This is a genomic window from Haloarcula onubensis (assembly GCF_031624605.1).
Lineage (GTDB): Archaea > Halobacteriota > Halobacteria > Halobacteriales > Haloarculaceae > Haloarcula > Haloarcula onubensis.
In genome coordinates, this window is the sequence record NZ_JAMQOS010000004.1 from 103,333 (window position 1) to 130,080 (window position 26,748).

Below are 26,748 nucleotides of genomic sequence, written 5' to 3' on the forward strand. Positions count from 1 at the left end.
CCCGCTTCGGGGTCGTCGGTCCTTCGGGGCCGGTGGGGTCGAACGCGCCGAGCGGCTTACTTGTGGTGCTGGAGCAGGTTGTCGTAGGTCCGCTCCCACTCGGCGTCCTCGTCGAAGTACCGCTCTGCGAGCGGTTCCTCGGGCATCTCGCCGATGGACCGCTTCTCCTGCCCGTAGGACGGACGGGAGTCGTCGACGTACATGCGACCGGTGAGGACCTCGCCCTCGTACAGTTTCTCCTCGGTCTTGCGCATCATCTCGGCGGCCTCCGCGCGGTCCGAGAGGTCGAAGTCGTACTCGTCGGACTGCTGGACGTCCGTGTACGGGACGTAGTGTTTCGCGTCCTTGTTCCAGGTCGGACACTGGGTCAGGAAGTCGATGTGCGCGAAGCCGTCGTGTTCGATGGCCTCGGCGATGATCTCCTTGGCCTGGTTCGGGTTGACCGCGGCCGTGCGGGCGATGTATGTCGCGCCGGCGTTTAGCTGCTGGCTGAGCGGTCGAATCGGCGACTTCGCCGAGCCGTGGGGCTGGGTCTTCGACTTGTGGCCCTTCGGCGAAGTCGGCGAGGTCTGGCCCTTCGTGAGCCCGAAAATCTCGTTGTTGAACACGATGTAGGTCATATCGTGGTTCTCACGGGCCGTGTGGATGGTGTGGTTGCCGCCGATACCGTAGCCGTCGCCGTCGCCGCCGGCGGCGATGACTTCGATGTCGGGGTTTGCGAGCTTCGCGGCCCGGGCGACGGGCAGCGAGCGGCCGTGGATGGTGTGGAAGCCGTAGCTGTTGAAGTAGCTGTTGAGCTTTCCGGAACAGCCGATACCCGTAAAGAGGGCGACCTCGTCGGGGTTTTTGCCCACCTCGGGCATGGCCTGTTTCAGCGCCTTGAGGACACCGAAGTCCCCACAGCCCGGACACCACGTGGCCTGTGGCTCGATGCCTGGCGTGAACTCGTCTCGGTCTATCTCGCGGTCGTCTCCGATTGCGCTGAATGCACTCATTGGTTAGTCACCTGCCGCCGGCAGGTACTTCATGTTGGTCGCGGCGAGGTCCTCGCCGTTGATGCTCGACTCGAACCCGTCGACGATCTCGGCGGGCTCGAAGGGGTTGCCGTTGTACTTCAGCAAGCTGGACATCTTGTCGCCGTACTTGCCGATCTCCTTCTGGGTCAACCCGCGGAACTGGGCCGTGGCGTTCATCTCGACGACCAGCGCCTGGTCGACGGAGTCGAGCCACTCGGAGACCTCCTCGACCGGATACGGAGCCATGTCGGAGACGCCAAGCGCCTTCACGCTGTGACCGTTCTCGTTGAGCCGGTCGACGGCCTCGAAGGCCGTGTCCTGCTGGCTGCCCCACACGAGGATACCGTGTTCGGCGTCCTCGGGCCCGTAGTAGGTCTGGTGACCGGCGTTCGCGTCGAGGTCGGCGCGGATGTCGTCGAGCTTGTTCAGCCGACGCTCCATCTGCGCGATGCGGTTGTCGGGGTCCTCGCTGATGTGGCCCTCCTCGTTGTGCTCGTTGCCCGTCGCGAGGTAGCGACCGTCCTTCTGGCCGGGGACCGAGCGCGGGCTGACGTTCGAGCCGTCCTCGGGGTCGTGCAGGAACCGCTTGAACTTCCCGGAGGCGTGGTGGGCAGCCTCCTCGATTTCGGCCTCCGTGAGGACCGAACCGGGGTCGGCGTTTGGCTCCTCGTCGAAGTGACTCGCCGGCAGGTTCCGGAGTTCGCCCTGAATCTTCTGGTCGTAGATGACGATGGCCGGAATCTGGTACTCGTAGGCGATGCGGAACGCCGAGCGGGTCTGGGTGTAACACTCGCGGATGTTCGCGGGCGCGAACACGACGCGGGCGGAGTCGCCCTGTGACGTGTACAGGACGTGTTCGAGGTCGGCCTGTTCGGGCTTGGTCGGCATCCCGGTCGAGGGACCGGCACGCATCGCTTCGACCAGGACGACCGGCGTCTCGGTCATCTCGGCCAGACCCAGCGGCTCGGACATCAGGGCGAACCCACCGCCCGACGAGCCGGACATCGATTTCACGCCCATGTGCGAGGCGCCCAGAGCGAGCGCCGCGGCGGCGATTTCGTCCTCGACCTGCTCGGAGATACCGCCGAACTCGGGCAGGTGCTGGGACATGATGGTGAAGACGTCGGTCCACGGGGTCATCGGATAGCCCGAGATGAACCGGCAGCCCTCGTCGAGGGCGCCATAGGAGATAGCGTTAGAGCCAGAGAGGATGACCTGTTCCTCGTCGTGAGAGCCCTCGGGAACCTCGATGTCGTGGTCGATATCGAGTTCCGAGGCGGCCTCGTAGGCGTCCTCGAGCACCGCGAGGTTGGCCTCCTGCATGTCGCCGGCCATGTTCTGCTCGATGAGCGTCTCGAACTCCTCGGTGCCGATGTCGAGGATGGCGGCGGTCGCGCCGATACCGGCCGTGTTGCGCATGATCTCGCGGCCGTGTTCCTTGGCGATGCCGCGCAGGTCCATCGGGACGACGTGCCAGCCGTTCTCCTCGGCGGCCTCTTCGAGGCCGATCTCCTCGACGTCGTCCTCGTCGAGCAGTCCCTCGTCGTACAGCAGGACACCGCCCTCGCGGAGGTCGTCGAAGTTCTCGTACAGCGGCTTCAGCTCTTCCTTGCCGTAGTAGGCCTCGTCCTGGGGGTTCCGAGCGAAGGAGTCACCCAGCGCGAGCAGGAAGTTGTAGCCGTCACCGCGTGACTGTACATCCTCGTCCTTCGCGCGTACTTCGACGTACGTGTGGCCACCACGGATACGCGACGGGTAATGTCGGTGTGTGAAAACGTGAAGTCCCGAACGCATCAGGGCCTTCGCGAAGTTCTGACTGGTCGAGTCGATTCCGTCTCCGGAACCGCCAGCGATTCGCCAGATTAGTTCGTTGTCTGTCATTGTGAAATCCTCGGCCCCAGCTTTGGTGCCGTACGGGAAGGTTGGGGGGCCACGACTAAAGATTTTCCACTATATCAAGACCCATTAATCGTTATTATTCGGCCGAAGGCAGCCAATTTTGGGGAAACGCTGATGATTAATTTGCAAGGTCTCTGGCACGGCACGATAGTCCGCTTGAGAAACAGGTCTGCAATCGGATAAATCCGATGCTCGCCCGCGACTGCGCGGTCGGCATCGTCGTTCCCGCAAGGCCGCTGCCCACCTGGGTGGCGTCGGTTTCCACGTCGCCGGAAGGCCTAATGCCGTACCAGTCGTCCTCTCCGTGTGAATGTCGCTCAGCGAACTCATCGCCGGCGTTGAAGCCCACGAGCAGACCCTGACGGTGTTCAACGCCGGCGCGTCGGTCACCGACGACCTCCGGGACCGGTTCGCGGACCGGAACGTCCGCGTCGTCCGGGAGACGACCGGGAGCGGCCGCCCCGGCGAGTTCCTCACGCTGTCGGACGACGACGGCGTCTACGCGGCGACCGACGTCGAGTCGTTCTACGACTCGCTCGAGGACCGCGAGCGCGTCCTTGGGGAAGACGCCGCCCACAGCGTGCTCGACCACCTCGACGAGACGCTCTTTACGTCCTGGTCCATCGGCCGCATGGTGGCGGCCTCTCGCGAGATAGAGGACCGCGCGTGGCGGGTCGGTGAGGGGGCCCTGCACGCCGGCTTCCAGACGCTCTCGACGCTTGAGGGCGAACTCGACCTCTACGAGGGGCTGGGCGACTCACCCGTCGACGTCCACGCCTACGCGGTCCCCGACATCGACCCGCCGGCCCACACGACGTTCCAGCTCCACCTCGACCGCAGCGCGGAACTGGCGAACTCGTGGTTCGTGGTCTTCGACGACGGGGTCGACGAGGAGGCGACGACCCAGAAGTGTGCGCTCCTGGCCGAGGAACGCGAGCCCCGCGAGTTCTACGGCTTCTGGACGTACGACCCCTCGACGGTCGACTACATCGTCGACCACCTGGAGACGCGCTACGGGATGCTGGAGCAGTGAGCGGGGCGACGGCCTACCGCATCGCCGAGACCGGCCAGCGGGTCAACGCGGTCGAACTGGAACTCCACTTCCAGTTCGGGCTCTGGACGGTGACCGAGCGCGATGGGGACCGCTGGGTAGTCCGGACCGCCGACGGCGAGCAGTTGACGCTGCGTCCGCTCTCGGACTGACCCCGCGGCCGCTGTCTCAACTGACCGACTCGAACACCGACAGGTCGTGACCCAGCAGTATCTCCGCGCCCGTCTCGCGCTGGATGTCCCGGCAGCGCGCGAGGCTCTCGCGCCAGGCGGCCGTGCTCCACAGCAGGCTCGTCGCCATGGCCTGCCCGGCGTAGTTGGCCTCGACGTAGGCCTCGTCGCCCACCACGAGCAGGGGGTTGCCGTCACGCTCGATGTGCGCTCCCACGAGGCCCGGCGTGTGGCCGGGCAGGTGCAGCAGTTCGACGCCGTCGGCCAGGTGGTAGCTGTCGCCGTGGACGATCTCCCAGTTCAGGTCGCGGTCGAAGTCACTCGCCAGATAGGCGATAGAGCCCTCGCCCGTCTTGGCGCTGTAGTAGGCGTAGGGCAGTTCCTCGCGGTGGACGTAAATCGGGACGTCAGTCCCGGCGAAGTTGTGGAGGCCCCCGGCGTGGTCGAGATGGAGGTGGCTCATCACCACGGCGTCGATGTCGGCGATGGCGTAGCCGGCGTCGGCCAGGTCGCCCTCTAGGGTATGCTCGGCCGCGTCGACGTGGGCGAAGGCGTCGTACAGCGGCCCGGGCCAGTAGCCGTCGCCCGCCTCGGGGTGTGAACCGGTGTCCCACAGGATAGTCCGCTCGGCCGTCTCGACGACGAGGTTCCAGACGACGAACTCCTCGTACTCGTGGTCGGGGTCGCGGTTCGAGGCCGTCGCGACGCTCGCGCCGTCGACGACGAAGCTCCGGTCGGCCATCACGCGCCCGCGGTCCAGGAAGGTGACTTCGGGGGTCTCCATACCGGCCGAAGGGGCGCTGCAAGGAAAAACGGTGGTCCGAACTAGTTGTGGTGGCACGCGACGGAACCGACGCGTGGCTGCGCTCGCAGGCCAGCGGCTCATAGCGGTTCAGTCCGAACCGCAGGTATGGCCTCGCCTACGAAAGTCGAGACCGAAGACGAGTACGTCCACGTCCGGTTTCGCGACCCCGACCAGTTCGAGACGATTCGAACGCCCGACTGGGCCGAAAAGCCGGCCCGCTCCGTCTCCGACGGGAGCGAGGTCCGGATGGGCAAAGCGGCGGACAGCGACGACTGGAAGGTCGAGACCGTCCTCATACAGAAAGAGGTCGGCGAGGACAAAGCGGCCGAGCAAGCCGAGGAGATCGTCGAGAAGATCGAATCCTGACGGGCGGTCGACCGACACGCAGGTGTGCTGGACGGCGTCGGCGGTTGCCGGTAGCTGCGGTCCCGGAGACCGTTTCGGCGACCGGTGGTAGCTGAACCGCTGGATGCCGTCGGTCCCTTCGTAGACCACGGGTGCCCACGCGTCACAAACCTCGCGAGATGCGGTTTTCGAGTAGGACCGAGCGGCCGCCGCGGAGTCGTGTCCCTCTCGGCGAGAGAGCGCGGTAGTCACAACCACTAATACCGTCGATGTTTCACATATCAGGGTGGAACAGCAGTCATCGACGTCGGTGACGCGGTCGACACGGGTGGGGTGGCGGGCGTGGTGAGAGCGAAGCGAGGCGGCGCCGCGGTGACCGTCGGCACGACCGGCGGCCTCGTCGCCGTCCCGAACGCCCTGGCGCTGAGCGGCCCGCTCGACGGTCCGGGGACGGCCCTCGCCGCGCTGGGCCTCCTCATCGGGCTGGCTCTCGCCGCCGGGGCGGTCCTGCTGGTCGACAGCGGCATCTCGACGGCACACGTCGTGCGAATCGCCGGCTGGAACGGCCTCGGCGTCGTCGTCCTGGGCCTCGTGCTCGCGCTGGTGACACTGACCGGGAGCGCGTCGCTGCCGGCGTTCGTCGCCGCCGGGATTCTGGGCGTGAGCGCCGTCGCCCACGTCCTCATCGGCGTCAACGACGTGCGACGTATCCGGACGGCGGAACTCGCGCGCGAGCGGGAGAAGCTGGCCGTCCTCAACCGAGTCGCGAGACACAACCTCCGGAACGACGCGCAGGTGCTCCACGGCGTCGCCGACCTCGTGGACGCGGACACCGACCCCGAGGTCCGTGACGAGGCCTCCGAACGCGTCGCCGCGGTCGGGGACGACCTCGCGTCGATGAGCGGTCGGCTCAGGGAGATGCAGGCCATCGTCGACGACGAGACCACGCCCCGGACCTGCTCGCTCCCCGACCTCGTCGAGCGCGTCGTCGCGGACTGTCGCGAGCAGTACCCGGCGGCGACGATTACAGTCGACCTGCCAGACGAGTCGGTTCGGGCCGGCGAGCGCCTCGAAACGGCGCTGGGCCACCTGCTGGAGAACGCTATCGTCCACACCGACGAGCAGACCGTCGAGGTCTCCGCCTCGGCCGTCGGGGAGACGGTCACGCTCGTGGTGGCCGACGACGGGCCCGGCATCCCGGAGATGGAAACGGAGATACTGACCGGCGAGCGCGACCGAACGCAGGTCGAACACGCCAGCGGCCTCGGCCTGTGGGTCGTGAAAGCGGCCGTCGAAGACCTCGGCGGACGCGTCGCGTTCGGCGACGACGGCGACGGGGGCGAAGTCCGACTGCAGTTGCCCGTCGCCTAGTTCGTGGGCGTCTGCCGGTAGATGAGGTTGCGCTGGATGTCGTTGGCGCCCTCGTAGATGACCGGGATGCGCGCGTCGCGGAACACCCGCGAGATGCGGTTCTCCAGCAGCACCGAGCGGCCGCCGTGCAGTTGCATGCTCTGCTGGGAACACTCGGTCGCCGCCTCGGTTCCGGCGGTCTTGGCGAGTGCGGCCCAGTAGCCGGCGTTCTCCTGGTTGGCGACGTGGTGGGCGGCGTCCCAGGAGAGCGAGCGGGCCGACTGGAACTGCAGTTGCATGTCCGCGAGCTTGTGCTGGACGGCCTGGAACTCGTCGACGGTCCGGCCGAACGCCTCGCGGTCGTGGACGAAGTCCCACGCCTCCTCGATGGCCGCGGCGGCGAGCCCGATACCGTGGCCAGCGACGATGACCCGCCCGTGGTTGAAGAACTCCGCGAGCATGTAGAAGCCGGCGCCCTCCACACCGACCAGGTTCTCCTCGGGGATGCGACAGTCGTCCAGCACGATGTGGGCCTGTTTCGACGCCCGAAAGCCCATCTTCTCCGGGATGTGTTCGGCGTCGTACCCCGGCGAGTCGGTCGGGACGATGAACATCGAGTAGTTGCCGTACCGGTTGTTGGGGTCGTCGCCGGTCTTGGCGTACAGCGTGACCCAGTCGGCCTCGACGCCGTTGCCGATCCAGTACTTCTCGCCGTTGATGACCCACTCGTCGCCGTCCTTCTCGGCGCTTGTCGTCATCCCCGCGAGGTCGCTGCCGGTCTCGGGTTCCGAGACCGCGAGCCCGGTTATCTGGTCGTGTTCGGCGACCGGCCGGAGGTACTCCTCTTTCTGTGCCTCGCTGCCGTGGTCCTCGACGATTTCGGCGCCGAAGCTCGCCAGTTGCAGGGTGAGCGCGATGCCGGCGTCGGCCCGGTAGAACTCCTCGGCGATGGCCAGCACCTGCTCCAGGTCGTACCCCTGGCCGCCGAGGTCTTCGCCGAGGTCGCCCGCGACCAGGCCGGCTTCCTGTCCCGCTTCGAGGACCTCCCAGGGATACTCGCCGGCCTCGTAGTAGTCGGCGGCCACTGGTGCGATGTGTTCCTGGGCGAACTCGCGGGCCCTGGCCTTGACCGGCCGGGCGTGTTCTGGTACCGGATACTCCGAAAGTAACTCCATGCTCCTACCCATGTGTGGTGACACCATATACCTCGTGAAACTGGAGAAAACACCTCTCCGGTTGTTTCCGTGGGCGAGTGCCGGTGATATGGGGCGGGCGACACCGTGATTCGACGGCAGCGAGGGCTCTACTCCGGCGCGGCGTCGTCCGGCACCCGTCCCTCGACCAGCGACCCGTCGCTGTACTCGTCGCGCAGCGCTTTCTTGTTGAACTTCCCCGTCGCGGTCTTGGGTATCTCGTCGATGGTGACGACGTTGTCCGGGACCCACCAGTCGGGGTACTGCTGGCGTATATGGTCCCGCAGCGAGTCCGAGAGCGAGTCGGCGTCGTCCCCGCTTGGCACGACCAGCGCGAGCGGGCGCTCCTGCCAGCGCTCGTGGGGCACGCCGATGACGGCGGCCTCGGCGACGTCTTCGTGGGCCATCAGCTCGTTTTCCAGTTCCTGGGACGATATCCACTCGCCGCCGCTCTTGATGACGTCCTTGGCGCGGTCGACGATGTCGACGTAGCCGTCCGGATCGACCGTCACCACGTCGCCGGTCTTGAGGTACCCGTCGGCGAACTCCGCTTCCGTGGCCTCCGGCCGCGCGAAGTACTCCGTCGTGACCCACGGCCCGCGAACGTGGAGTTCGCCGAAGGCCTCCCCGTCGTGGGGTACCTCCTCGCCCTCGTCGTCGACGACCCGGAACTCGAGACCCGGTACCACGAGCCCCTGTTTGCCACGCTTCGCCAGTCGCGTCTCGTAGTCGGCCTCGGCCAGCCCGTGTTTGACCTCCGAGACGGTCCCGACGGGGGCCGTCTCCGTCATCCCCCAGGCGTGGACCAGTTCGACCCCGTGGTCGTCGAAAAAGCGTATCATCGCCTCGGGCGCGGCGCTGCCCCCGACCACCAGTCGGTCGAGCGAGGAGAGGTCGACGTCGTTTTCCTTGACGTGTTCCATCAGCCCGAGCCAGACGGTCGGGACGCCGGCGGTGACGGTGACGCCCTCGTCCTCGATGAGACCGGCGAGGTCCGCCGGCTCCGGTTTCGGGCCGGGGTAGACGTGTTTCGCGCCGCCGGCGGTCGCCGAGAACGGGAGCCCCCACGCGTTGACGTGGAACATCGGGACCACGGGCATGACGACGTCGTCGTCGGCGAGCGGGATGCCCTGTGGCGACTGGATACCCATCGTGTGTGACCAGAGCATCTGCTGGGTGTACTCGACGCCTTTCGGCCGCCCGGTCGTCCCCGAGGTGTAACAGAGCCCGGCGGGGCGGTCCTCCGAGAGGTCGGGCCAGTCGAAACTGGTCGGCTGTCCGTCGATGAACGACTCGTAGGCGACGGCGTCGAGGTCGGTATCGGGGACCGACTCGCCCATCACCACGTACCGCTCGACCGTCTCGAAGGCGTCGGGCCCGTCGGCGACGGCCCCTTCGAGTTTCGGGAGGAGCGACGGGTCGACGAAGACGGTCCGGTCGGCCGCGTTCTCGACGATGTACTGGACGTGTTTATCGGGTAACAGCGGGTTGATGGTGTGGAGTTGCGCGCCCGTCCCCGGGACGCCGAAGTACGTCTCGAAGTGGCGGTGGTGGTTCCAGCAGAACGTGGCCAGGCGCGCGCCGCCGGGGGACTCCGACTCCCGTCCCGCCCGGTCGGCGGCCTCGATGCCCTCTCCGTAGCCCGCGGACGCGAGCGCGTTCGCCAACTGCGCGACGCGGTCGCCGTAGGCATCGTAGTCGTACCGGACGATACCCTCGTGGGTCCGGGAGACGACTTCAGTCTCGGGGTACAGTTGGCGTGCGCGCCACAGGAACGGCCGAAGTGTCTGGGGTGAACCACCAGGCATACGTGTGAATCGTGCCCACCCCACAAGAAAGTCCGCAAATTAATAGTGACGGACTCTCCGTTGTTTCCGTCTCAGACCTCTATCTCCTGCATCAGCCCGACCAGTTCCTCCAGTTCGGGGAACGTGTACACCTTCACGTTGATGTCCGAGTCCAGCGCGTGGACCCGCGAGTCGAACATCAGCGCCATATCGTTGTCGCGGTCGCCGACGAGCTGGTCGACCATGCCGGAGCCGGGCCCGAACGTGAAGTTGGGCGTCGAGATGTCGATGGTCGTATCGAGGACGTTCGCCCAGCCGTCGATGAAGCCGCTGGTCATGATGTTCCCGATTTCCTGGATGGCCGACCGCTCCATGTCGGTAAAGCCGCCCGCGTCGCTGGTCTCGCCCATGTCGCCTATCATGCCGTGGGCGAGGTCCTTCGCGCTTCGGGCGTTGAACAGGAAGAGGATGTAGCCGTGGGGTTTCTCGACCATCTCGATGCTGATGCCGATCTGTTTCTCGTCGCCGATGTGGGTCTTGATGTCGGGGATGTCGATGAAGTTTATCTTGGTGATCTCCATCTCCGTCTCCATCCCCGTCATCTGGCTGAGGTGGTTGGCGACGGTGTTGCCCCCCTCCTTGGCCATCTTGTTGAAGAGGCCCAGCTTCCTGATATCTATCATCAGACTCATGGTCGGTTTGCCTGCAGTTTCGAGGCCTGCCACATAAGCTATACACCCCCATTTTCGCTGCCGAGAATTGGCTTACGCCACGCGGACGCTGACCGCGACGCCCTCGCCCAGCGGGAGCAGGCCAGTCTCGAAGTCGGGGTCGGAGCGGACGGTCGCGAGATAGTCTGCGATGCCGCGGCTCGCGTCGCTCGCGTCGACCGACTCGCCGGCCAGCAGCGCACGGATGTCGTCGAAATCCAGCGGGCCGGCCTCGACGGCGTTGTCCGCCGCGACGACGCCGCCGACGGGGACCTTCTCGCGGACGGCGTCGAACGCCTCGGTGTACCGGTCCTTCTCGTTGTCGACCAGCACCACGTCGAAGGGGCCCTCGTACTCGTCGACGATGTCGATGGCGTCGCCGTGTTCGAACGCCGCCCGGTCGGCGTAGCCGCCCCGCTCGAAGTACTCCCTGGCCGAGTCGAGTTCCGCCTCGTCTATCTCCGTGAGGACGAGTTCCCCGCCCACGGCGGGGGCCATCCAGTACGCCGAGTAGCCAAAGCCGGAGCCAAACTCGAAGACGCGCTCGGCGTCGGTCAGTCGCGCCAGCAGGCGGAGCCACGCGCCGACGGCCGGGCCGACGGTCGGGAACCCCTCGCGGTCGGCGCGTTCGTCCATCTCCGCGACGATGTCGTCCGGGTCGGGCGCGAGGCTCCTGGCGAACTGCTCGGTCACGTCCGGCAGCGGCGTCTCGTCCATGCCCGTGGTCCGTCCGCCCCGGCCGTAAAGGCTCTCACCGGTTCCGGCTCACGGGGAACTGCACCCGCTCTGGCTCGTCGTTGAACGCGTCGAGAATCCGCCTGTATAGCTCGTTCTTGACCCGCTGGCCCCGTCGGGGGTGGACGAGATAGCGCAGTCGGAACTCCACCCAGGACTCCTGCTGGACGACGTTGACCGTGGGCCGGTCCTGGACCTCCAGTTCGACCGGCGTCTCCGAGAGGCGCTCGCGATAGCGGCCGATGCGGGCGGCCATCTCGTCGCCCAGGTAGTCGTCGGCGATGGCCCGCATCGTCTCGGTCGCGTAGTCGATGTCGGTCTCGTAGGCCACCTGGACCGACAGTTCGTTCCAGACGAACGGGAAGTCCTCGCGGGTGTAGTTCATCACGTGCGAGGAGAGGACGACGCTGTTGGGCAGCGTGATGATGCGACCAGAGGGCTGGTTCGAGGAGACGAGGCCGCCGTTTATCTCCCAGAGCGTCGTCACGAGGAAGGAGACCTCGACCACGTCGCCCTTCGAGTCCTCGATGGCGACACGGTCGCCGACCTGGTAGGGCCGCTTGACCATGATGTAGAGCCAGCCGATGAGGGAAAAGAGGGGCTGCTGGAGCGCGAACGTCACGGCGAACCCGACCACGCCCAGGGAGAACAACACGCCGACCCACTGCTGGGTGACCACGCCGAGGACGGCGGCGGTGCCCGCCGCGCCGAAGGCGAGTCGGAAGACGTTGCGCGCGTCGTGGCGACGGCGCTTGTCGGGGGTCCTGCGGTCGAAGGCGACGAGCACGATACGGTAACAGCCGTAGGCGGCGAGGACCACGGCCATGACCGAGAGCGCCTCGCCCAGCAGGGAGGCGACGTCGAAACCCACGACGGTCTCCTCGATGCCGAGGCGGCCGACGAGCCCCACGCCGAGCGCACAGCAAAGCGACAATACGACCGACAGATATCCCAGTGGCCGACTCACGGCCTGTCAGAGACGACCTGTCATCAAAACGGTTTGGAGAACCCAGAATAGTAATGGTGGTCCGCTCCCTGGCACCGGTATGGAGCGAGATGTCGAAATCGTCCCGGAGGCCGGCCTGCACGCGCGACCCGCGTCGAAGTTCGTCCAGACGGTCAACGAGTACGACGCGACGGTGGAAGTCGGACCGGCGGACGGCGAGAAACTCGTGCCCGCAAACAGCATGCTCTCGGTGACGGGGCTGGGCGCGAAACACGGCGATGTGGTCCGTCTCGTCGCGGAGGGCGAGGACGCCGAGGCGGCGCTCGACGCGCTGGAGGCGGTGCTCTCGACGCCGGAAGACGGAGAGTAAGTAACAGACCCACAGCGGCCGACGGCGACTACAGCTTCTCGACGCCGCGGGCCGCCTCGGCCTGCTCGCGGACCGACTCGACGGTCGATTTTCCGCTGGTGGCCGCGACGGCGGCGTTGACCGCGCCTTCGAGTACGGGCGCGTCGGCGATGACCGCCTCGGCGTCGCTCATCTCGATGGCGACCTCCGCGTTCATGACGGCGCTGCCGAGGTCGACGAGGACGACGACGCCGTCCCCGCCGTCGGCGTCCTCGATGGCGGTCTCGATATCGTCGGCGACGGTGCCGAAGCCGCCCTGTCCGTCACCGCCGACCGCTTCGATGCGTGTCTCCCCACCCATCTCCCCGGCCACTTCGGCGATGCCGTCGGCGGCCGTCGAGCTGTGTGAGACGACGACGAGTCCGACCATCAGTCCTCGTCCACCTCGCCGTCGGGAATCGTGGGCGATTCGGCGTGGTCGGGCAGCTCCTCGGGGGCCTCGGCGTACTCGGTCGCCACGTCGAGCAGTTCCTCCATGATGTAGAGCGTGCTCGTGGCGCCGGGGTCCTGGTGGCCGACGGAGCGCCAGCCGAGATAGGAGGCCCGGCCCTTCGAGGCCCGGATTGGAACGGTGAAGTCCACGCCGCGCTGGGCGGCGGCGACGGCCTTCGACAGGGCCGCGACCGGCGCCATGTCGTCGACCTCGATGGACTTCTTGAAGGTGTGGACGGCCGGGACCAGCGCGTCGACCATCGTCTTGTCGCCGACGCGGGCGTCACCGCGGTCCTGGACCTTCTCCAGGTAGGTCTCGGCGAACGCGACGGCCGTCTCCTCGGTGATGCCGCCTTCGAGTTCGGGGCTGGCGAAGACGAGCGACCCGCCATAGAGGGGGCCCGACGCGCCGCCGACTTCCGAGAGCAGCGTCTTCCCGGCCATCTTGACCACGTCGGTCGGCTCGGGGTCGTCCATCCCTTCGACGGCCTCCGCGGCGGCGGCCCACCCGCGGGCCATGTTCCCGCCGTGGTCCGCGTCGCCGATGGCGGAGTCGAGGTCCGTGAGGTGGCTTCGCTCGGCCTCTATCCGGTCCGCGACCGCCGCCACCGCGGCGACGACCGCCTCACCCTCGTCGCTCATTTCACCGTCAGCGCCGGGGTCTCCGCCGGCGCGGCGAGCAGTTCCTTCAACTCATCGTCGACGGCACAGACGGTGATGGAACAGCCCTCCATGTCCAGCGAGGTCATGTAGTCGCCCACCCAGGCGTCCCACGTCTCGAGCCCGTGTTCGCCCAGCATCTCCTGGAGCTTGCGGTTGACGACGAACAGCTCCATCAGCGGGGTGCCGCCCATCCCGTTGACGATGGTCATCACTTCCTGGCCCTCGTCTAAGTCGAGGTCCTCCAGGACGCCCTCGGTCAGCTCCTCGGTTATCTCGTCGGCCGACATCACGTCGGTGCGCTCGACGCCGGGCTCGCCGTGGATACCGATGCCCAGTTCGATTTCGTCCTCGGGCAGGTCGAACGTCGCCTCGCCCTTCTCGGGCGTGATACAGGACGTGAGCGCCATCCCCATCGTGCCCACGTTGTCGATGACCTTCTGGGCGACGCGCTGGACCTCCTCCAGGTCGGCGCCCTCGGCGGCCTTCGCGCCGGCGGCCTTGTGGACGAGGATGGTGCCACAGACGCCCCGACGGCCGGATGTGTACAGCGAGTCCTCGACGGCCACGTCGTCGTCGACGACGACCTGTGCCACGTCGGTCCCCTCCATCTCGACCATCTCGCCTGCCGTCTCGAAGTTCATCACGTCGCCCTCGTAGTTCTTGATGACCATGAGGACGCCCTCGCCGCTATCGGCCGCGGCGACCAGTTCTTCGAGTTCGTCGGCTGTCGGCGAGGTGAACACCTCACCGGCCGCGGCCCCGTCTAGCATCCCCTCGCCGAGGTAGCCGGCGTGGGTCGGTTCGTGACCGCTCCCCCCACCGCTGACGATGCCGACTTTCCCGTCTACGGGAGCGTCCTCACGAACCAGCACTTTCGTGTCAGGAAGCCGACGTACCTGGTCCGGGTACGCAGCTACCATTCCGTCCAGCATCTCGTCGACCACGTCGTCCGGGTCGTTGATGAGTTTCTTCATAGTCCATCGTTAAAGACGGTGCGCTGATACATAAAGCTGCACGGTGGGTACAACTACCGTTGTGTACGGATATATGACACTTCGCGGCCGGGAACGCGACCGCGCCCTCAGAGCTCCCAGTAGTCCGGTTCGTTCCCGTCCATCCACTTGATGGAGCAGCCACGGGACGGTTTCTCCGCGGCGGTTATCTCCTCGCCCGCCAGCAGCGTCTCGACGTGGTCGGCCATCTCCCGCTCGCTGGGTTCGTCGTCGGGGTTGGGCGCGTCGTCGAGTCGGCCGTGGTAGGCGAGCCGGAACTCCTCGCCGTCGCTGGCGAAGAGGAACGGGTCCGGCGTGCAGCGGGCGCCGTAGGCCGCCGCGACCGACTGGTCGGCGTCGTGGAGGTAGGCGTCGTAGTCGACGGTGCCGTCGGCGACGACCTCCTGCATCCGCTCGAAGGAATCGTCGGGGTACTCCCTGGGGTCGTTGGCGTTGATTCCCACGACGGCGAGGTCGTCGTACTCCGCGGCGAGCCGGTTCAGCTCCGGTATCTTGGCTTTCGCGTACGGGCAGTGATTACAGGTGAACACGACCAGCAGCGCCTCGTAGTCGCCGAAGTCGTCGAGCCGGTACATCTCGCCGTCGGCGCCGGCCAGTTCGAACGACGGGGCGCTGTCGCCGCGCTGGAGCACGTCGGATTCGGAGTCGAGTGAAACCATGGTGGCCGGAGCTATGCGGTGGGACAGTAAAAACTCGGGGCTGTCCGCAAGGGGCGCGGCCGGCGTCAGTCGCCGGGTTGTGCGCGCCCGGTCAGGACCGTCCCGCTGACCGACAGCACGGCGGCGGTCAGAGCGACGGCGACGACGCCGAGTCCGGCGATGGTCCAGAACGCCGCAGCGACCCCGTAGCGCGCGACGACCACCGAGAGGACGGGCGGGGCGACGGCCGCGCCCCCGGAGATGCCGACGGTCAGCAGGCCGAAGTTCTTGCCCGCCGCGTCGTCGGGAGAGAGGGTGTCTGCGAGGGCGGCCCTCGCGGGGCGGCTGCCGTCGACCGTCGCCGAGAGGAAGAGTACGAGCGCGAGCGCACCGAGAGTCGGAAGCGCCCCGGCGGCGAGCAGACCGGCGACGGCCACCAGCGCGGCGTAGCCGCCGACCAGCACCGGCCCCGACGCGTAGCGGTCCGTCAGGTAGCCGCCGCCGAAGATGACCAGCGCGCCGACGGCGAGCATCGCGGAGACGAAGAAGTTCGCCCTGGCGTCCGGCATCGCGTACCCCGACGAGAGCAGCGTCGCCGTGTACTGTTTGATTCCCCACCCGGCCGCCGACGTGAGGAACCACAGGACGGTGAGCGCGACGATGGGTGGCGAGGACAGCAGGCTTCGGAGCTCCCGGCGGACGCGGACGCCGAGTGAGGCGTCGCTGGTTGGCTGCGTCCCGGTCGCGTCGGCGGCCTCGTCGCCCGTGGGATGGGTGACCTCACGGTCGACGTAGCGGTCGAAGGCGAGCAAGCAGGCCGCCCCGTAGACGGCGCCGACGGCGGCGATGGCGCCGACAGCCAGCCGCCAGTCCAGCCCGGCCGTCGCCGCCGCGGCCACGATGGCCGGCGGCGCGGCGAAGCCAAGCGCCCCCGTGAAGCCGTGGACGCTGTAGGCCCGTCCCCTGGTATCGGGCGTCGTCGCCGCGCCGATGAGCGGGTAGTGTGCCGGGTGATGGCCCGCGATTCCGACCCCGGTGACGACGCTGGCCGCCAGCAGCCAGGCGTAGCTCTGTGCGGTCGCCGTCAGGAGCGCGCCGACGGCGCCAAAGGTCAGCGAGATGGCAAGCACCGGCGTCCGGCCGCGGGCATCGGAGAGTGAGCCAAAAGGGAGCTGTAGCGCCGTCACGACCACGCCGACGGTCCCGAGCGCGACGCCGAGCTGGGCGTCCGTCAGGCCCAGGTCGGCCCGGAGCGGCCCGAAGATGGGCGGCAACAGCATGAAGTAGGCGTGGTTCACCAGGTGGGAGCCGCCGACGAGGGCGACGACCAGCCGTGACTGTTCGCGTGAGGCCACTGTTACCGGGAGTTCGGTGGCCGGGCTAAAGAACGTCTTGAATCCACTACCCGTCAAGCCGCGTCGCGATAGCGTCGTCGAAGGCGACGGCGGCCTCGAAGACGGCGGTGTCGGAATCGACGCTGAACAGCAGTTCCTCGCCCTCGTCGGCGTGTTTCTCCAGGAACCCCATCTCGACAAGGTGGTCGAGCGTCCCGTCCAGATACAGCGACTTCAGCGCGACGCCGGCCTCGTCTGAGAGCTCGGTCTTGGTGTAGGTCGTCTCCGGGTCCAGGCGCAGCAGGGTGTCGATGACGGCCGGCGCGTCGTCGTGGGAAGCGACGTGGCCCCACCCCGTCTCCGGGTCGTCGTTCGCGTCCTCGAACATTGTCCACTCGTTGGACTACTCCCAATTAAATGTCGCGTCCGTATCGGTCGTTCACAGTGGTACCGTTGCCCACTGTTGAGCAAGGCTTTTGAGAGTGAGTGCCGGCCACTCTGTATGAGCAGTCGACGCGAGATTCTGGACCTGCTGGGGGAGAACGCCCGCTACACCACCGAGGACCTCGCTCACATGACCGACTTCACGGAGAGCGAGGTCGAGGACATCGTCGCGGAGTTCGAAGAGGCCGGTGTCATCACGGGCTATCAGGCCGTCGTCAACTGGGACGCCCTGGGGACCGACGAGGAACGGGTCCGCGCGACCGTCGAACTCAACGTGGCCCTCGACAGGGAGACCAACTACGGCGACATCGCCGACCGCATCGCGAAGTTCCCCGAGGTCACGTCGCTGCGACTGGTCAGCGGCGACTACGACTTCGACCTCACCGTGGAGGGCGACTCGATGCGGGAAGTGTCGCATTTCATCAGCGACAAGGTGGCACCCATCCCCGAAATCACGCAGACGGTGACCCACTACATCATGGAGTCCTACAAGGAACAGGGCATGGAGTTCGACGACCACGACGACGACGACAGGCTGTCGGTCTCGCCATGACACTGGAGCCAGCGGACCGGGTCGACGCCGTCCCGCCCTCGGGTATCCGGCGCTTTTTCGAACTCGCCGAGGAGATGGACGACATCATCTCGCTGGGCGTCGGGGAGCCGGACTTCTCGGCGCCGTGGGCCGCCCGTGAGGCCGCCATCACGTCACTGGAGCGCGGTCAGACCTCCTACACGGCAAACAAGGGCAAGCGCGAACTCCGCGAGCGCATCGCCCGGTACGAACAACTCCAGCACGACCTGGCGTACGACCCCGACGAGGAGATGGTCGTCACCGCGGGCGCCAGCGAGGGGCTGGACCTGGCCTTTCGCGCGCTGTTGAACCCCGGCGACACGCTGGCCGTCGCCCAGCCCTGTTACGTCTCCTACGTCCCCGGCGCCACCTTCGCCGGCGTCGACGTGGTGGACGTCCCCACGCGGGCCGCCGACGAGTTCAAACTCACCCGCGAGGTGCTCGAAGCGGCGGGGGCGGCCGAGGCCGACGCGCTGGTGTACTGCTACCCGAACAACCCGACCGGCGCGACGATGACCGGCGACGAACTCGCCGATGTCGCGGCGTTCTGCCGGGAGCACGACCTCGCGGTCTTCGCCGACGAGATTTACGCCGACCTCACCTACGAGCACGACCACACCTCCATCGCGACGCTGCCGGGGATGCGCGAGCGGACCGTCGTCTTCAACGGCTTCTCGAAGGCCTTCGCGATGACCGGTTTCCGCCTGGGCTACGCGATGGGGCCGGAACCGGCCATCACGGCCATGAACCGGGTCCACCAGTACACGATGCTGTCGGCGCCGACGACCGCACAGCACGCCGCCATCGAGGCGCTCGATAGCTGTCTCGACGAGGTCACGGAGATGACCGCCCAGTACGACCGACGGCGCAACTACGTGCTCTCTCGGTTCGAGGACATGGGACTGGACTGCTTCCCGGCCGCCGGCGCGTTCTACGCCTTCCCCGAGTGCCCCTGGGAGGACGCCAGCGAGTTCGCCGAGGCGCTGCTGCAGGAAGAGCGGGTGGCGGTCGTCCCCGGCACGGCCTTCGGCGCCGGCGGCGAGGGCCACCTCCGTATCTCGTACGCCACTGGACTGGACGAACTCAAGACCGCGATGAACCGCATCGAGTCGTTCGTCTCGTAGACTGGTAACAACCTCGCAGCCACCGCGGCAATCGACCCGCAACCAGACAGCTATCAGCTGCTGTATATGTGGCGAAAGTTTAAGTAAGATTGCTGTTGATACTCGGGCATACTGTGTCTTACTACTCCGTACTGCTCGGTGTGACCGACGACACCGAACTGGCGAGTAGATTTTTTACACAGGGAGTAAAGTGAATATCAATGGCAATAGAGGACACTAACGAGGCAGGGTCGGACGGGGTCGATGGCGGGGTCACATCGCCCGACCGAACCGCTACCGTAGGGGGATACACGTGGGAGGACCTCCGCCGCGAACTCCACGACGGCGGTGCGTTCAATCGGGCAGACTACCTCGGGTTCGACCCCGAGACCATCGCGGAGAGGCTGGAGGACGCCGCCGGCGTTGCGAAGGGGGTCAACGAGCCGTTCGCCGAGTATATCGACCCGGACACGACGCCCGTCGTCAAGGGCGAGTACACCTGGGAGCACTTCAAACAGGAGTACTACTACGAGGCCGGCGCCAAGCCGTGGCACAACGGCGACCAGCCCCGGGACAAACAGGGCGAGGTCGTCCCGTTCGACGCCGGGGAGTATCTCGGCTTCGACCCGGACGAGACGGAGAACCAGCTCTCGCTGGCCGAGGACTTCGCAACGGAACTGGAGGAACTGGTCGACGAACGTACCGTCGACGTGAACCCGGAACTGGACGAGGACGAGTTCTTCTCTACCCGGGAGGGACACACCACGGTCGTCAACCGGTACGACCTGGAGAGAGCGGTCCCGTTCGCGAAGAAGACCCACTTCAAGGAACTCGAACGGTACTGGGTCAACAAACCCTACGCCTGCGTCGTCATCTTCCAGTCGCGGAAGGAAAACGAGAAGAAGTACTACGTCGTCGAGCCCCACCTCAACCCCATCGAGGAGGACCTGCAGGGATTTCTCTCCGGCAAGCTCAAGACGGCCATCAAGTACTCGGAGGACGAGGTCATCGTCAAGGGCTCGAACGCCGACCGGGCGCAGGTCATCCAGCGCGAGGCCGAACAGCTCCTCTCGCGGTACGACCTCTACGACAGCGCCGTCAGTTCGAGCGCCGGCTCCTCGGGAGGCGGCTTTCTGGACCAGCTCAAGGAGCTGTTCAACGACGAGGAGGTGACCCCGGCGGAGGCGTCGGGTCAGTTGGAGGGCCTCTCGGTCCGGCCCGAGCCCGCCATCCTCGAAGACGACCCGTCGACGCTCACCGAGTACCAGGTCGAGAAGCTACTCTACATGCTCAAACGGGACTTCATCGGCTACGGGCTCATCGACCCCGTCAAACACGACATCAACGTCGAGGACATCTCCTGTGACGGTTACAACTCCCGGGTGTTCGTCTACCACACCGACTACGAGCAGATAATCTCGAACGTCGAACACGGGGAGACCGACCTCGACGACTTCGTCGTCAAACTCGCCCAGCGGTCGGGCAAGGGTATCTCCAAGCGACAGCCACAGATAGACGCCACGCTGCCGGACGGCTCCCGTGCCCAGTTGACCCTGGGGCGGGAAGTCTCGGACCACGGGACCAACTACACAATCCGTCAGTTCAAGGACGTCCCCTTCACCCCCATCGACCTCATCAACTGGAACACCTTCTCGCTCGACGAGATGGCGTTCATGTGGCTCTGTATCGAGAACAACAAGAGCCTCATCTTCGCCGGCGGGACGGCCTCGGGCAAGACGACCAGCCTGAACGCCGTCTCCCTGTTTATCCCGTCGAACTCCAAAATCGTCTCCATCGAGGACACCCGCGAGGTCGAACTGCCCCAGCGCAACTGGGTAGCAAGCGTCACTCGCCCCTCCTTCGGCGAGGACGACAAGGGCGACGTCGACGAGTTCGACCTGCTGGAGGCCGCGCTCCGCCAGCGCCCCGACTACATCGTCATGGGTGAGATACGTGGTGAGGAAGGTCGCACCCTCTTCCAGGTCATGTCGACCGGCCACACCACCTACACCACCTTCCACGCCGACTCCGTCGGCGAGGTCATCAAGCGGTTTACGACCGAACCCATCAACGTCTCGAAGACGCTCTTTACCGCGCTCGACCTGGTCTCCATCCAGACCCAGACGCGAGTCGACGGGAGCAAGGTCCGCCGAAACAAATCGCTCACGGAGATCAACGAGTACTCCGCCGAGAACGACGAGATAAACGTCCGGGACGTCTACGAGTGGCGCGCAGAGACCGACGAGTACATCCAGATGGGTAACTCGAACACCCTAGAGGAGATAAAGTTCGACCGCGGGTGGACCCAGGAGAAACTCGACGAGGAGCTGTTCAAGCGGAAGGTCGTCCTCGCCTATCTCATCGAGCAGGGCATCAACTCCTACACGGAGGTTGCGGCGTCCATCCAGGCCTTCATCAACGACCCGGAGACCATCCTGACGCTCATCGCCAACGACCAGCTCGAACGCTCGCTGGAGGACCTCCGGGAGATGGAGTCGGTCAAGATAGATATCGACCAGGAGAAAGAGGAGATGGTGCCGCGGCCGGACGCGCCGCCGGAGATGGTCGAGGAGACAAAGCAGGTGCTGGACAACGCCGGCCCGCTGTTCACGAAGTACAAGAGCGGCGACACCCCCGATATCGTCTCCGCGCTGATGGACGGCGACGCGCTCGAAGAGAGCGACACCGAGGACGACGACGTGACGGCGTTCGGCCAGTTCGTCCCGAAGGCGGGCAAGGAGGCCGATAGCGGATGAGTCTGGACACGCGGGGGAAACGCCAGAAGGAACTGGCCAGCGGCGGCGCGCTCGGCGACGCCTTCTACCCGGCCTACCAGCGCCTCTTCGACGAGGACGGCGAGTTCGTCGACAGCGTCGAGGACAAACTCGCACAGGCCCGGATGGCCGACAACGTCGAGATGTTCCTCGCCCGCGCGCTCGCGGTCGGTATCATCGCCGGCGCGGCGCTGTGGCTCGTCGGGAGCCTGCTTGGCTTTCTCGCGGTGAACATCTTCTTCGCCGGCGCCGAGGCGCCGACCTTTATCGGCGTATCGATACAGAACGAGCAGGTGCTGGCACTCATCGACACGCTGAAGCTGCCGTTCATCATCCTCGTGACCGGCGTGGTCTTTGGCGTCATCGGGTTCGGCGTCGGCTTCGGGTCGCTGGTCTCCATCCCCTATTTCCGTGCCAGTGCCCGCGAGCGCGAAATCAACATCCTCCTGTCGGACGCTATCTCTTTCATGTACGCCCTCTCCGTCGGGGGCCTGAACCAGCTCGAAATCCTCCACGCGATGGGCGAGGCCGACGACACGTACGGCGAGTGCGCCCAGGAGTTCAAATCCATCGTCCTGGAGACCGAGTATTTCGATACCGACTACCGGACTGCGGTGCGCAACCAGGCCATTCAGACCCCCTCGGACGAGCTCTCCCAGTTCCTCACCGACATGCTCTCTATCATCAACTCCGGCGGGGACATGACCTCCTTCCTCGAAGACCAGAAAGAGAAGCACATGCGGACGACCAAGCAGGAACAGGAGAAGATGCTGGAGACCCTGGAGCTGTTCGGCGAGATGTACATGACCCTCTCGCTGTTCCCACTGTTGCTCATCATCATCCTGGTCATCATGACGATGATGGGCAACGCCCAGCAGATGCTCATCTACGGCACCGTCTACGGGCTCATCCCGCTGACCGGCATCGCCTTTCTCGTGCTGGTCTCGACGGTCACGCAGGACGCCGTCGGCGACGGCTACCTCCGTCCGAACTCCGACGAGGAAGACGTCGTCGTCGACGAGGGTATCGCCGTGTTCAACCTGGGCCTCATCGAGTCCTACACCGGCACCTACAGCGTCTTCGACCGAATCAAGGGCCGCGAGGGGACCTACGAACTGGTCCAGATACTCAAACGGCCACACATCTTCTTTCGCGACCACCCGATGCTGGTGCTGGGGCTGACGCTTCCCCTCTCGGTGCTGGCCGTGGTGGTGGCTATCGTTCTCGGCGAGGCCCCCCTCACCATCGGCGGCATGGAGCGCAACCCCGTCTCGGCGACCTTCTTCTGGGTGTACGTCCCGATGTACATCAACTTCGTCCCGCTCGCGATATTCTACGAGTGGAACCAGCGCTCGCGGAAGGCCATCATCGGGAACCTCTCGGAGAACCTCCGGAAACTCGCCTCCGCGAACGACACCGGGATGACGCTGCTGGAATCCATCAAGGTCGTCTCCGAGACCTCCGCGGGCAAGCTCTCCGACGAGTTCGAGACGATGCACGCGAAGGTCAACTACGGGACCAGCCTCAAAGACGCCCTGCGTGAGTTCAACAACAAGTACCACGTCCCGCGGATGGCCCGGACGGTCAAACTCATCGCTGAGGCTCAGGAGGCCTCCAGCCAGATTCAGGACGTGCTGTCGACGGCGGCACAGGCCGCCGAGAACCAGGACGACATCGACCGCTCCCGGAAGTCCCGCACCCGGATGCAGACGGTCATCATCATCATGACCTACCTCACGCTACTGGGCGTGATGGCGCTGCTGAAGACCCAGTTCCTCGACGTGATGTCGGGGCTGACCCAGCAGGCGAGTGGCGCCGGCGGTTCGGGCGCCACCGGCGGCGGCCAGTTCGGGGGGAACATCGACACCAACGCCCTCTCGATGCTGTTCTTCCACGCAGTGACGCTGCAGGCACTGCTCTCGTCATTTATCGCGGGATATATACGTGAAGTAAAGCTATTGGCGGGTGTGAAATTCGCCGTCATCCTCTCGACTATCGCGCTGGTCGTCTGGATGGCCGTCGGGTGAGATAGTATGATGGGGGAGCGGGGGCAGACGACACAGGATTTCGCCATCGGGACGAGCGTGATGCTCGTCACCATCGTCGGCGTGTTCTTCTTCCTCCAGACCGGCGGCCTCGCGGTGTACGAGGGGACCGCTCCGGGGGTCAAACAGCCCCAGGCCGACCGTATCGCTACCTATCTGGTCGAGAACTACACCAGCGAGGAGGGCCGGAATATCCTGCGCTACGACGAGCCCGACGATTCCGGTATCGACGACCGGCTGGCCGACGACGAGGCCAGCGGGGACACGGAGCTGTCGGCGCTTATGCGCAACGCGGGCGTCGACGTCAGCTCCGACCGGCGGACGAACCCCATCGTCAACGTCAGTATCGTCGACGGGCCGACGTTACGGGACGGTCGACGGGCCGCGGCCACCGACGGTGACGCGCTCCACTGGGGCGAGTACCGACAGGGGGACGCCGCCACCTCGACACGCGTCGTCCAGTTGGACGGCTACGACTGTGAGTCGGTCTGTTGGCTGGTGGTTCGCGTATGGTGACTCGCGGACAGGCCTACACGCTTGAGGGCGTCCTCGCGGCGATACTCATCGTCACGGCGACGGTGTACGGCCTGCAGGCCATCGACACCCGCGCCTGGCAGGACAGCACGCAGCGACAGACGGACGCGCTGGGCTATCGCGCGAGTGATATGCTGACCGTCGCCAGCGAGAGCGACGCGTTGCGGAACGCCACGCTTTGCTACCGCGACGGACGACCGCTGAACGGGAACCGCGCACAGCCCCGCTCGGACTTCGAGTGGATGTTGAACACGACCTTCGACAGCCAGGGCGACCAGTACAACATCGAGTTCAGTTTCCGAAACCGGAACGACGAGACGGAGACGATACTCGTCTCGGAGCAGACCGACGAAGGCGTGAACCGGCCGCCGCCGAGCGCGGCCACCGCGAGTACGACGGTCACGCTGACCGACGGGATGCACCGGCGGATAGATGGCGGCTGTAACGCGATTCCCGTCGAAATCGACGGCGACCGGAATTTCTACGCGCCGGACGTCTCCCCGTCGGAACTGTACAACATCGTGGAGGTGCGACTGATCGTATGGTAGCCCGTGACCGCGGCCAACTGTTGTTGCTGGGGGGACTCGCGATGGCTATCGTCTTCCTCGCGGTCATCCCGCTCTCGAACAGCCTGGTCGTCTCGGAGAGCGCGGCGTCCTCGGAGACGGTCAGAGAGATAGAGCGCACCGCCGACCGGCAGGCCACCATCGAACGCGCCATCAGGACCCTCGCCAACCGAACGGACGCGGTCAACAACACGGACGCGTTCAACGCGACGCTGCGGAACTACTCGCTGTACCGCACGCACGTCAGCGGCCAGCAAAGTGGCGTCTACGTGAACGCGTCGGTGAACGTCACTGCCTCGGGGAAGGGAGCCAGCAATTCCAGTTTCACCGAGCCGGTGAGCGATGACAACGACTGGTCGTTGACCAACGGCGCCGAACAGATTTCGGAGTTCAACATCACGGTGGAAGATTCCGGACCCGGTCAGTTCGGTCCACGCTCTAGCCCCAGCGCGACCTCACATTTCAGAGTGAACGTTTCGAACGCCTCCGGTGATAGATGGCGACTCCGGCTGGTCAAAGTCGGGTCGCCGCCAAACGACATCGCTGTCGACGTCATGCCGCCCGGTGGCACGTGGACCAACGGCGTCTGCAGCGGGCAAGACTACACCATCGACGTGCAATCTGGAACCTGCACGAAGGGCGGGGCGACGATTGGAACCTTCCAGTCCTACACCGACACGCTGACGGCACCGTACGACATCCGGTACGAGAACGGGCACCGGGTGTACGATAGCTACTGGAACCTCACCGCGACTGGCGATTTCAACGATAATCTCGACAAGTCGATAGGCGTCCCATACGTCGACATCGTCTACAACGGCCCGGATACGAGTTACACGCGGACAATCGAGGTGGACGAGGCGCCATGAGGGGAGACACACGCGCCGTCTCGCCGGCGGTCACGCAGGCGCTGACCATCGGCATCACGACGATACTGGTGACCGGCTTGCTCCTGAGCGGCGGCGCGTTCCTGAAGACCGAACAGGAGGACATCGCCCGGCAGGGACTCATCGACATCGGGGCGGGCGTCTCCAGTGACCTCGTGCGACTCGACCAGTTCGATGCCGCGAGTGGCACCCGGAACATCTCGTTCACCTCGACCTACCCGGACCGAGTCGGGGGTGACGGCTACCGGGTTCACCTCACACCGGGGCCCACAGAGACGACGATTTACGTCAACACCACGGCCAGTAGCTTCACCACGGCGGTCCGGTTCCGGAACACGACGGCCGTCTGTGAGCGTCGCGTCCGCGGCGGAACTATCGTCGTCGCTTACAACGGCACCGAGCGGTGTCTGGAGGTGCGCAAGGGATGAACCGTCGGCGTGCAGTCTCGGACCTGGTCTCGTTTACCCTCGTGTTCAGCACCATCGTCTTCCTCATCGGCGCGCTCACCGTCACGGGTATCACCACGCTCAACGACGTGCGGGTCGGTACCGAGTCGAACGTCGCGGAGGAGACGATGCTGAGCTTCGCGACGACCCTGTCTGACCACCGGACCGACGGCGCACCGACTCGGTCGACGACCATCAAGTTGCAGGGCCACAGCTTCAGACACGCCGACTCGACAGTGAACGTCACCGTCACGTCGGGGGGGTCTACCAGCCACTTGCGTATCGACACCGGCGCGTTCGTCCGAGAGACCAACACCGGCACCCGTCTGGTGTACGCGAGCGGCGGCGTGTTCCGTATCGGGGAGAGCGGTGGCGTTATCGTCGTCCGCCAGCCGCCGATTCGCTGTGGCACCACCAGCGCCCACCTGCCACTCACCAGCGTGCGCAGCGACGCGAACCTCTCTGCCGACGGCCGGGTGACGGTCCGTAGCGAACTGACCGACCAGCGACTCCGCTACCCCGCGACCACCAGCCAGTCTACCACGGCGAGCAGTGTCAGTATCAACGTGAGCGACACGGCACGTCCGGAGGCGTGGCAGACGTACCTCGACGACTCGGCCGGCTGGAACGACCGCACTGCGAGTGGCCACCCCTACGAGTACGAGTGCTCGCTCGGCAGCGCCGACCCGACCGGCCGCGTCGTCGTCCACGAGTCCCAGATAGACGTCACCGTGGTGAACTGAGCTACTCGCCTCGGGACGCTCCGTTCCCGGACATAGCTCGCGCCGAGACCACGGGAGCTGAGTTCGACGACGGCACGAGCGGCCCGACGCGGCCGCGGTACCACAGCGGTGTCGGAATGGCAGGGCCGGTCGGCTGCCC

General features: G+C 65.9%; 28 protein-coding genes. 14 read left to right on the plus strand and 14 right to left on the minus strand.

Translation table 11 applies throughout. From position 1 onward, the window contains the following. Positions 1–56: 56 nt before the first annotated feature. Together NDI86_RS12590 and NDI86_RS12595 are read right to left on the minus strand one after the other, a co-directional pair. The gene (locus NDI86_RS12590; protein WP_310900789.1) at positions 57–995 is read right to left on the minus strand and encodes a thiamine pyrophosphate-dependent enzyme; all 939 of its coding nucleotides are present in this window, start codon (positions 993–995) and stop codon (positions 57–59) included. 3 nt (positions 996–998) lie between these two features. Continuing rightward, the gene (locus NDI86_RS12595; protein ID WP_310900790.1) at positions 999–2,897 is read right to left on the minus strand and encodes a 2-oxoacid:acceptor oxidoreductase subunit alpha; all 1,899 of its coding nucleotides are present in this window, start codon (positions 2,895–2,897) and stop codon (positions 999–1,001) included. Positions 2,898–3,225: 328 nt separating this feature from the next. Between NDI86_RS12595 and NDI86_RS12600 the strand changes: the two genes are divergently transcribed. After that, positions 3,226–3,948, plus strand: coding sequence for a DICT sensory domain-containing protein (locus tag NDI86_RS12600; RefSeq protein ID WP_310900791.1), 723 nt, complete (start codon positions 3,226–3,228; stop codon positions 3,946–3,948). Beyond that, the gene (locus NDI86_RS12605) at positions 3,945–4,118 is read left to right on the plus strand and encodes a hypothetical protein (RefSeq protein ID WP_310900792.1); all 174 of its coding nucleotides are present in this window, start codon (positions 3,945–3,947) and stop codon (positions 4,116–4,118) included. The genes NDI86_RS12600 and NDI86_RS12605 overlap by 4 nt, the downstream gene beginning before the upstream one ends. Before the next feature lie 16 nt (positions 4,119–4,134). Here NDI86_RS12605 and NDI86_RS12610 read toward each other — a convergent pair whose 3' ends face one another. Continuing rightward, positions 4,135–4,920: an N-acyl homoserine lactonase family protein gene (locus tag NDI86_RS12610; protein ID WP_310900793.1), complete on the minus strand. Its 786-nt coding sequence runs from the start codon at positions 4,918–4,920 to the stop codon at positions 4,135–4,137. 126 nt (positions 4,921–5,046) lie between these two features. On the opposite strand from NDI86_RS12610, the gene NDI86_RS12615 reads away from it, so the two are divergent. Continuing rightward, positions 5,047–5,307 carry a hypothetical protein gene (locus tag NDI86_RS12615; RefSeq protein ID WP_310900794.1) on the plus strand — a complete coding sequence of 87 codons (261 nt, stop codon included), beginning with the start codon at positions 5,047–5,049 and terminating at the stop codon, positions 5,305–5,307. Between the two features lie 324 nt (positions 5,308–5,631). Beyond that, complete coding sequence (locus NDI86_RS12620) at positions 5,632–6,657, plus strand: sensor histidine kinase (RefSeq protein WP_310900795.1); 1,026 nt, start codon at positions 5,632–5,634, stop codon at positions 6,655–6,657. Here NDI86_RS12620 and NDI86_RS12625 read toward each other — a convergent pair. The 5 genes from NDI86_RS12625 to NDI86_RS12645 all read right to left on the minus strand — a co-directional run bounded on the left by NDI86_RS12625 (position 6,654) and on the right by NDI86_RS12645 (position 12,028). Beyond that, positions 6,654–7,811 carry an acyl-CoA dehydrogenase family protein gene (locus NDI86_RS12625; RefSeq protein WP_310900796.1) on the minus strand — a complete coding sequence of 386 codons (1,158 nt, stop codon included), beginning with the start codon at positions 7,809–7,811 and terminating at the stop codon, positions 6,654–6,656. The genes NDI86_RS12620 and NDI86_RS12625 overlap by 4 nt on opposite strands. 128 nt (positions 7,812–7,939) lie before the next feature. Next, positions 7,940–9,637: a long-chain fatty acid--CoA ligase gene (locus NDI86_RS12630; protein WP_310900797.1), complete on the minus strand. Its 1,698-nt coding sequence runs from the start codon at positions 9,635–9,637 to the stop codon at positions 7,940–7,942. A 71-nt stretch (positions 9,638–9,708) separates the two neighbouring features. After that, on the minus strand, positions 9,709–10,308 hold the full coding sequence (locus NDI86_RS12635) for a chemotaxis protein CheC (protein WP_276250276.1): 600 nt from the start codon (positions 10,306–10,308) through the stop codon (positions 9,709–9,711). 72 nt (positions 10,309–10,380) lie between these two features. After that, a complete protein-coding gene (locus NDI86_RS12640; RefSeq protein ID WP_310900798.1) occupies positions 10,381–11,043 on the minus strand; it encodes an O-methyltransferase in 663 nt (220 codons plus the stop codon). Between the two features lie 34 nt (positions 11,044–11,077). After that, a complete protein-coding gene (locus NDI86_RS12645; RefSeq protein ID WP_310900799.1) occupies positions 11,078–12,028 on the minus strand; it encodes a mechanosensitive ion channel family protein in 951 nt (316 codons plus the stop codon). 79 nt (positions 12,029–12,107) lie between these two features. Between NDI86_RS12645 and ptsH1 the strand changes: the two genes are divergently transcribed. After that, a complete protein-coding gene (gene ptsH1, locus NDI86_RS12650; RefSeq protein WP_310900800.1) occupies positions 12,108–12,377 on the plus strand; it encodes a phosphocarrier protein HPr in 270 nt (89 codons plus the stop codon). Positions 12,378–12,405: 28 nt separating this feature from the next. Here ptsH1 and dhaM read toward each other — a convergent pair whose 3' ends face one another. From dhaM to NDI86_RS12680, 6 genes are all read right to left on the minus strand, one after another. Then, complete coding sequence (gene dhaM, locus NDI86_RS12655) at positions 12,406–12,786, minus strand: dihydroxyacetone kinase phosphoryl donor subunit DhaM (protein WP_310900801.1); 381 nt, start codon at positions 12,784–12,786, stop codon at positions 12,406–12,408. Then, complete coding sequence (dhaL, locus tag NDI86_RS12660) at positions 12,786–13,490, minus strand: dihydroxyacetone kinase subunit DhaL (RefSeq protein WP_310900802.1); 705 nt, start codon at positions 13,488–13,490, stop codon at positions 12,786–12,788. Before dhaL ends, dhaM begins: the two co-directional genes overlap by 1 nt. Beyond that, entirely contained in the window at positions 13,487–14,485 is a 999-nt protein-coding gene (dhaK, locus tag NDI86_RS12665) for a dihydroxyacetone kinase subunit DhaK (RefSeq protein ID WP_310900803.1), read from the minus strand. The genes dhaL and dhaK overlap by 4 nt, the downstream gene beginning before the upstream one ends. Before the next feature lie 107 nt (positions 14,486–14,592). Beyond that, positions 14,593–15,183 carry a thioredoxin family protein gene (locus NDI86_RS12670; RefSeq protein WP_310900804.1) on the minus strand — a complete coding sequence of 197 codons (591 nt, stop codon included), beginning with the start codon at positions 15,181–15,183 and terminating at the stop codon, positions 14,593–14,595. Positions 15,184–15,248: 65 nt separating this feature from the next. Continuing rightward, the gene (locus tag NDI86_RS12675) at positions 15,249–16,517 is read right to left on the minus strand and encodes an MFS transporter (protein ID WP_310900805.1); all 1,269 of its coding nucleotides are present in this window, start codon (positions 16,515–16,517) and stop codon (positions 15,249–15,251) included. Positions 16,518–16,563: 46 nt separating this feature from the next. Next, positions 16,564–16,884: a hypothetical protein gene (locus NDI86_RS12680; RefSeq protein ID WP_310900806.1), complete on the minus strand. Its 321-nt coding sequence runs from the start codon at positions 16,882–16,884 to the stop codon at positions 16,564–16,566. A gap of 114 nt (positions 16,885–16,998) precedes the next feature. On the opposite strand from NDI86_RS12680, the gene NDI86_RS12685 reads away from it, so the two are divergent. From NDI86_RS12685 to NDI86_RS12725, 9 genes are all read left to right on the plus strand, one after another. Next, positions 16,999–17,493 carry an Lrp/AsnC family transcriptional regulator gene (locus tag NDI86_RS12685; RefSeq protein WP_310900807.1) on the plus strand — a complete coding sequence of 165 codons (495 nt, stop codon included), beginning with the start codon at positions 16,999–17,001 and terminating at the stop codon, positions 17,491–17,493. Continuing rightward, positions 17,490–18,635 carry a pyridoxal phosphate-dependent aminotransferase gene (locus NDI86_RS12690; protein ID WP_310900808.1) on the plus strand — a complete coding sequence of 382 codons (1,146 nt, stop codon included), beginning with the start codon at positions 17,490–17,492 and terminating at the stop codon, positions 18,633–18,635. Before NDI86_RS12685 ends, NDI86_RS12690 begins: the two co-directional genes overlap by 4 nt. A gap of 200 nt (positions 18,636–18,835) precedes the next feature. Beyond that, on the plus strand, positions 18,836–21,370 hold the full coding sequence (locus tag NDI86_RS12695) for a type II/IV secretion system ATPase subunit (protein WP_310900809.1): 2,535 nt from the start codon (positions 18,836–18,838) through the stop codon (positions 21,368–21,370). Further along, a complete protein-coding gene (locus tag NDI86_RS12700) occupies positions 21,367–23,415 on the plus strand; it encodes a type II secretion system F family protein (RefSeq protein ID WP_310900810.1) in 2,049 nt (682 codons plus the stop codon). Before NDI86_RS12695 ends, NDI86_RS12700 begins: the two co-directional genes overlap by 4 nt. 6 nt (positions 23,416–23,421) lie before the next feature. Then, the gene (locus NDI86_RS12705; RefSeq protein WP_310900811.1) at positions 23,422–23,949 is read left to right on the plus strand and encodes a DUF7287 family protein; all 528 of its coding nucleotides are present in this window, start codon (positions 23,422–23,424) and stop codon (positions 23,947–23,949) included. Further along, positions 23,943–24,515 carry a DUF7288 family protein gene (locus NDI86_RS12710; RefSeq protein ID WP_310900812.1) on the plus strand — a complete coding sequence of 191 codons (573 nt, stop codon included), beginning with the start codon at positions 23,943–23,945 and terminating at the stop codon, positions 24,513–24,515. The genes NDI86_RS12705 and NDI86_RS12710 overlap by 7 nt, the downstream gene beginning before the upstream one ends. After that, positions 24,509–25,402: a hypothetical protein gene (locus NDI86_RS12715; protein ID WP_310900813.1), complete on the plus strand. Its 894-nt coding sequence runs from the start codon at positions 24,509–24,511 to the stop codon at positions 25,400–25,402. Before NDI86_RS12710 ends, NDI86_RS12715 begins: the two co-directional genes overlap by 7 nt. Beyond that, complete coding sequence (locus NDI86_RS12720) at positions 25,399–25,848, plus strand: DUF7266 family protein (protein ID WP_310900814.1); 450 nt, start codon at positions 25,399–25,401, stop codon at positions 25,846–25,848. Before NDI86_RS12715 ends, NDI86_RS12720 begins: the two co-directional genes overlap by 4 nt. Next, positions 25,845–26,609 carry a DUF7289 family protein gene (locus NDI86_RS12725; protein WP_310900815.1) on the plus strand — a complete coding sequence of 255 codons (765 nt, stop codon included), beginning with the start codon at positions 25,845–25,847 and terminating at the stop codon, positions 26,607–26,609. The genes NDI86_RS12720 and NDI86_RS12725 overlap by 4 nt, the downstream gene beginning before the upstream one ends. Positions 26,610–26,748: the final 139 nt, after the last annotated feature.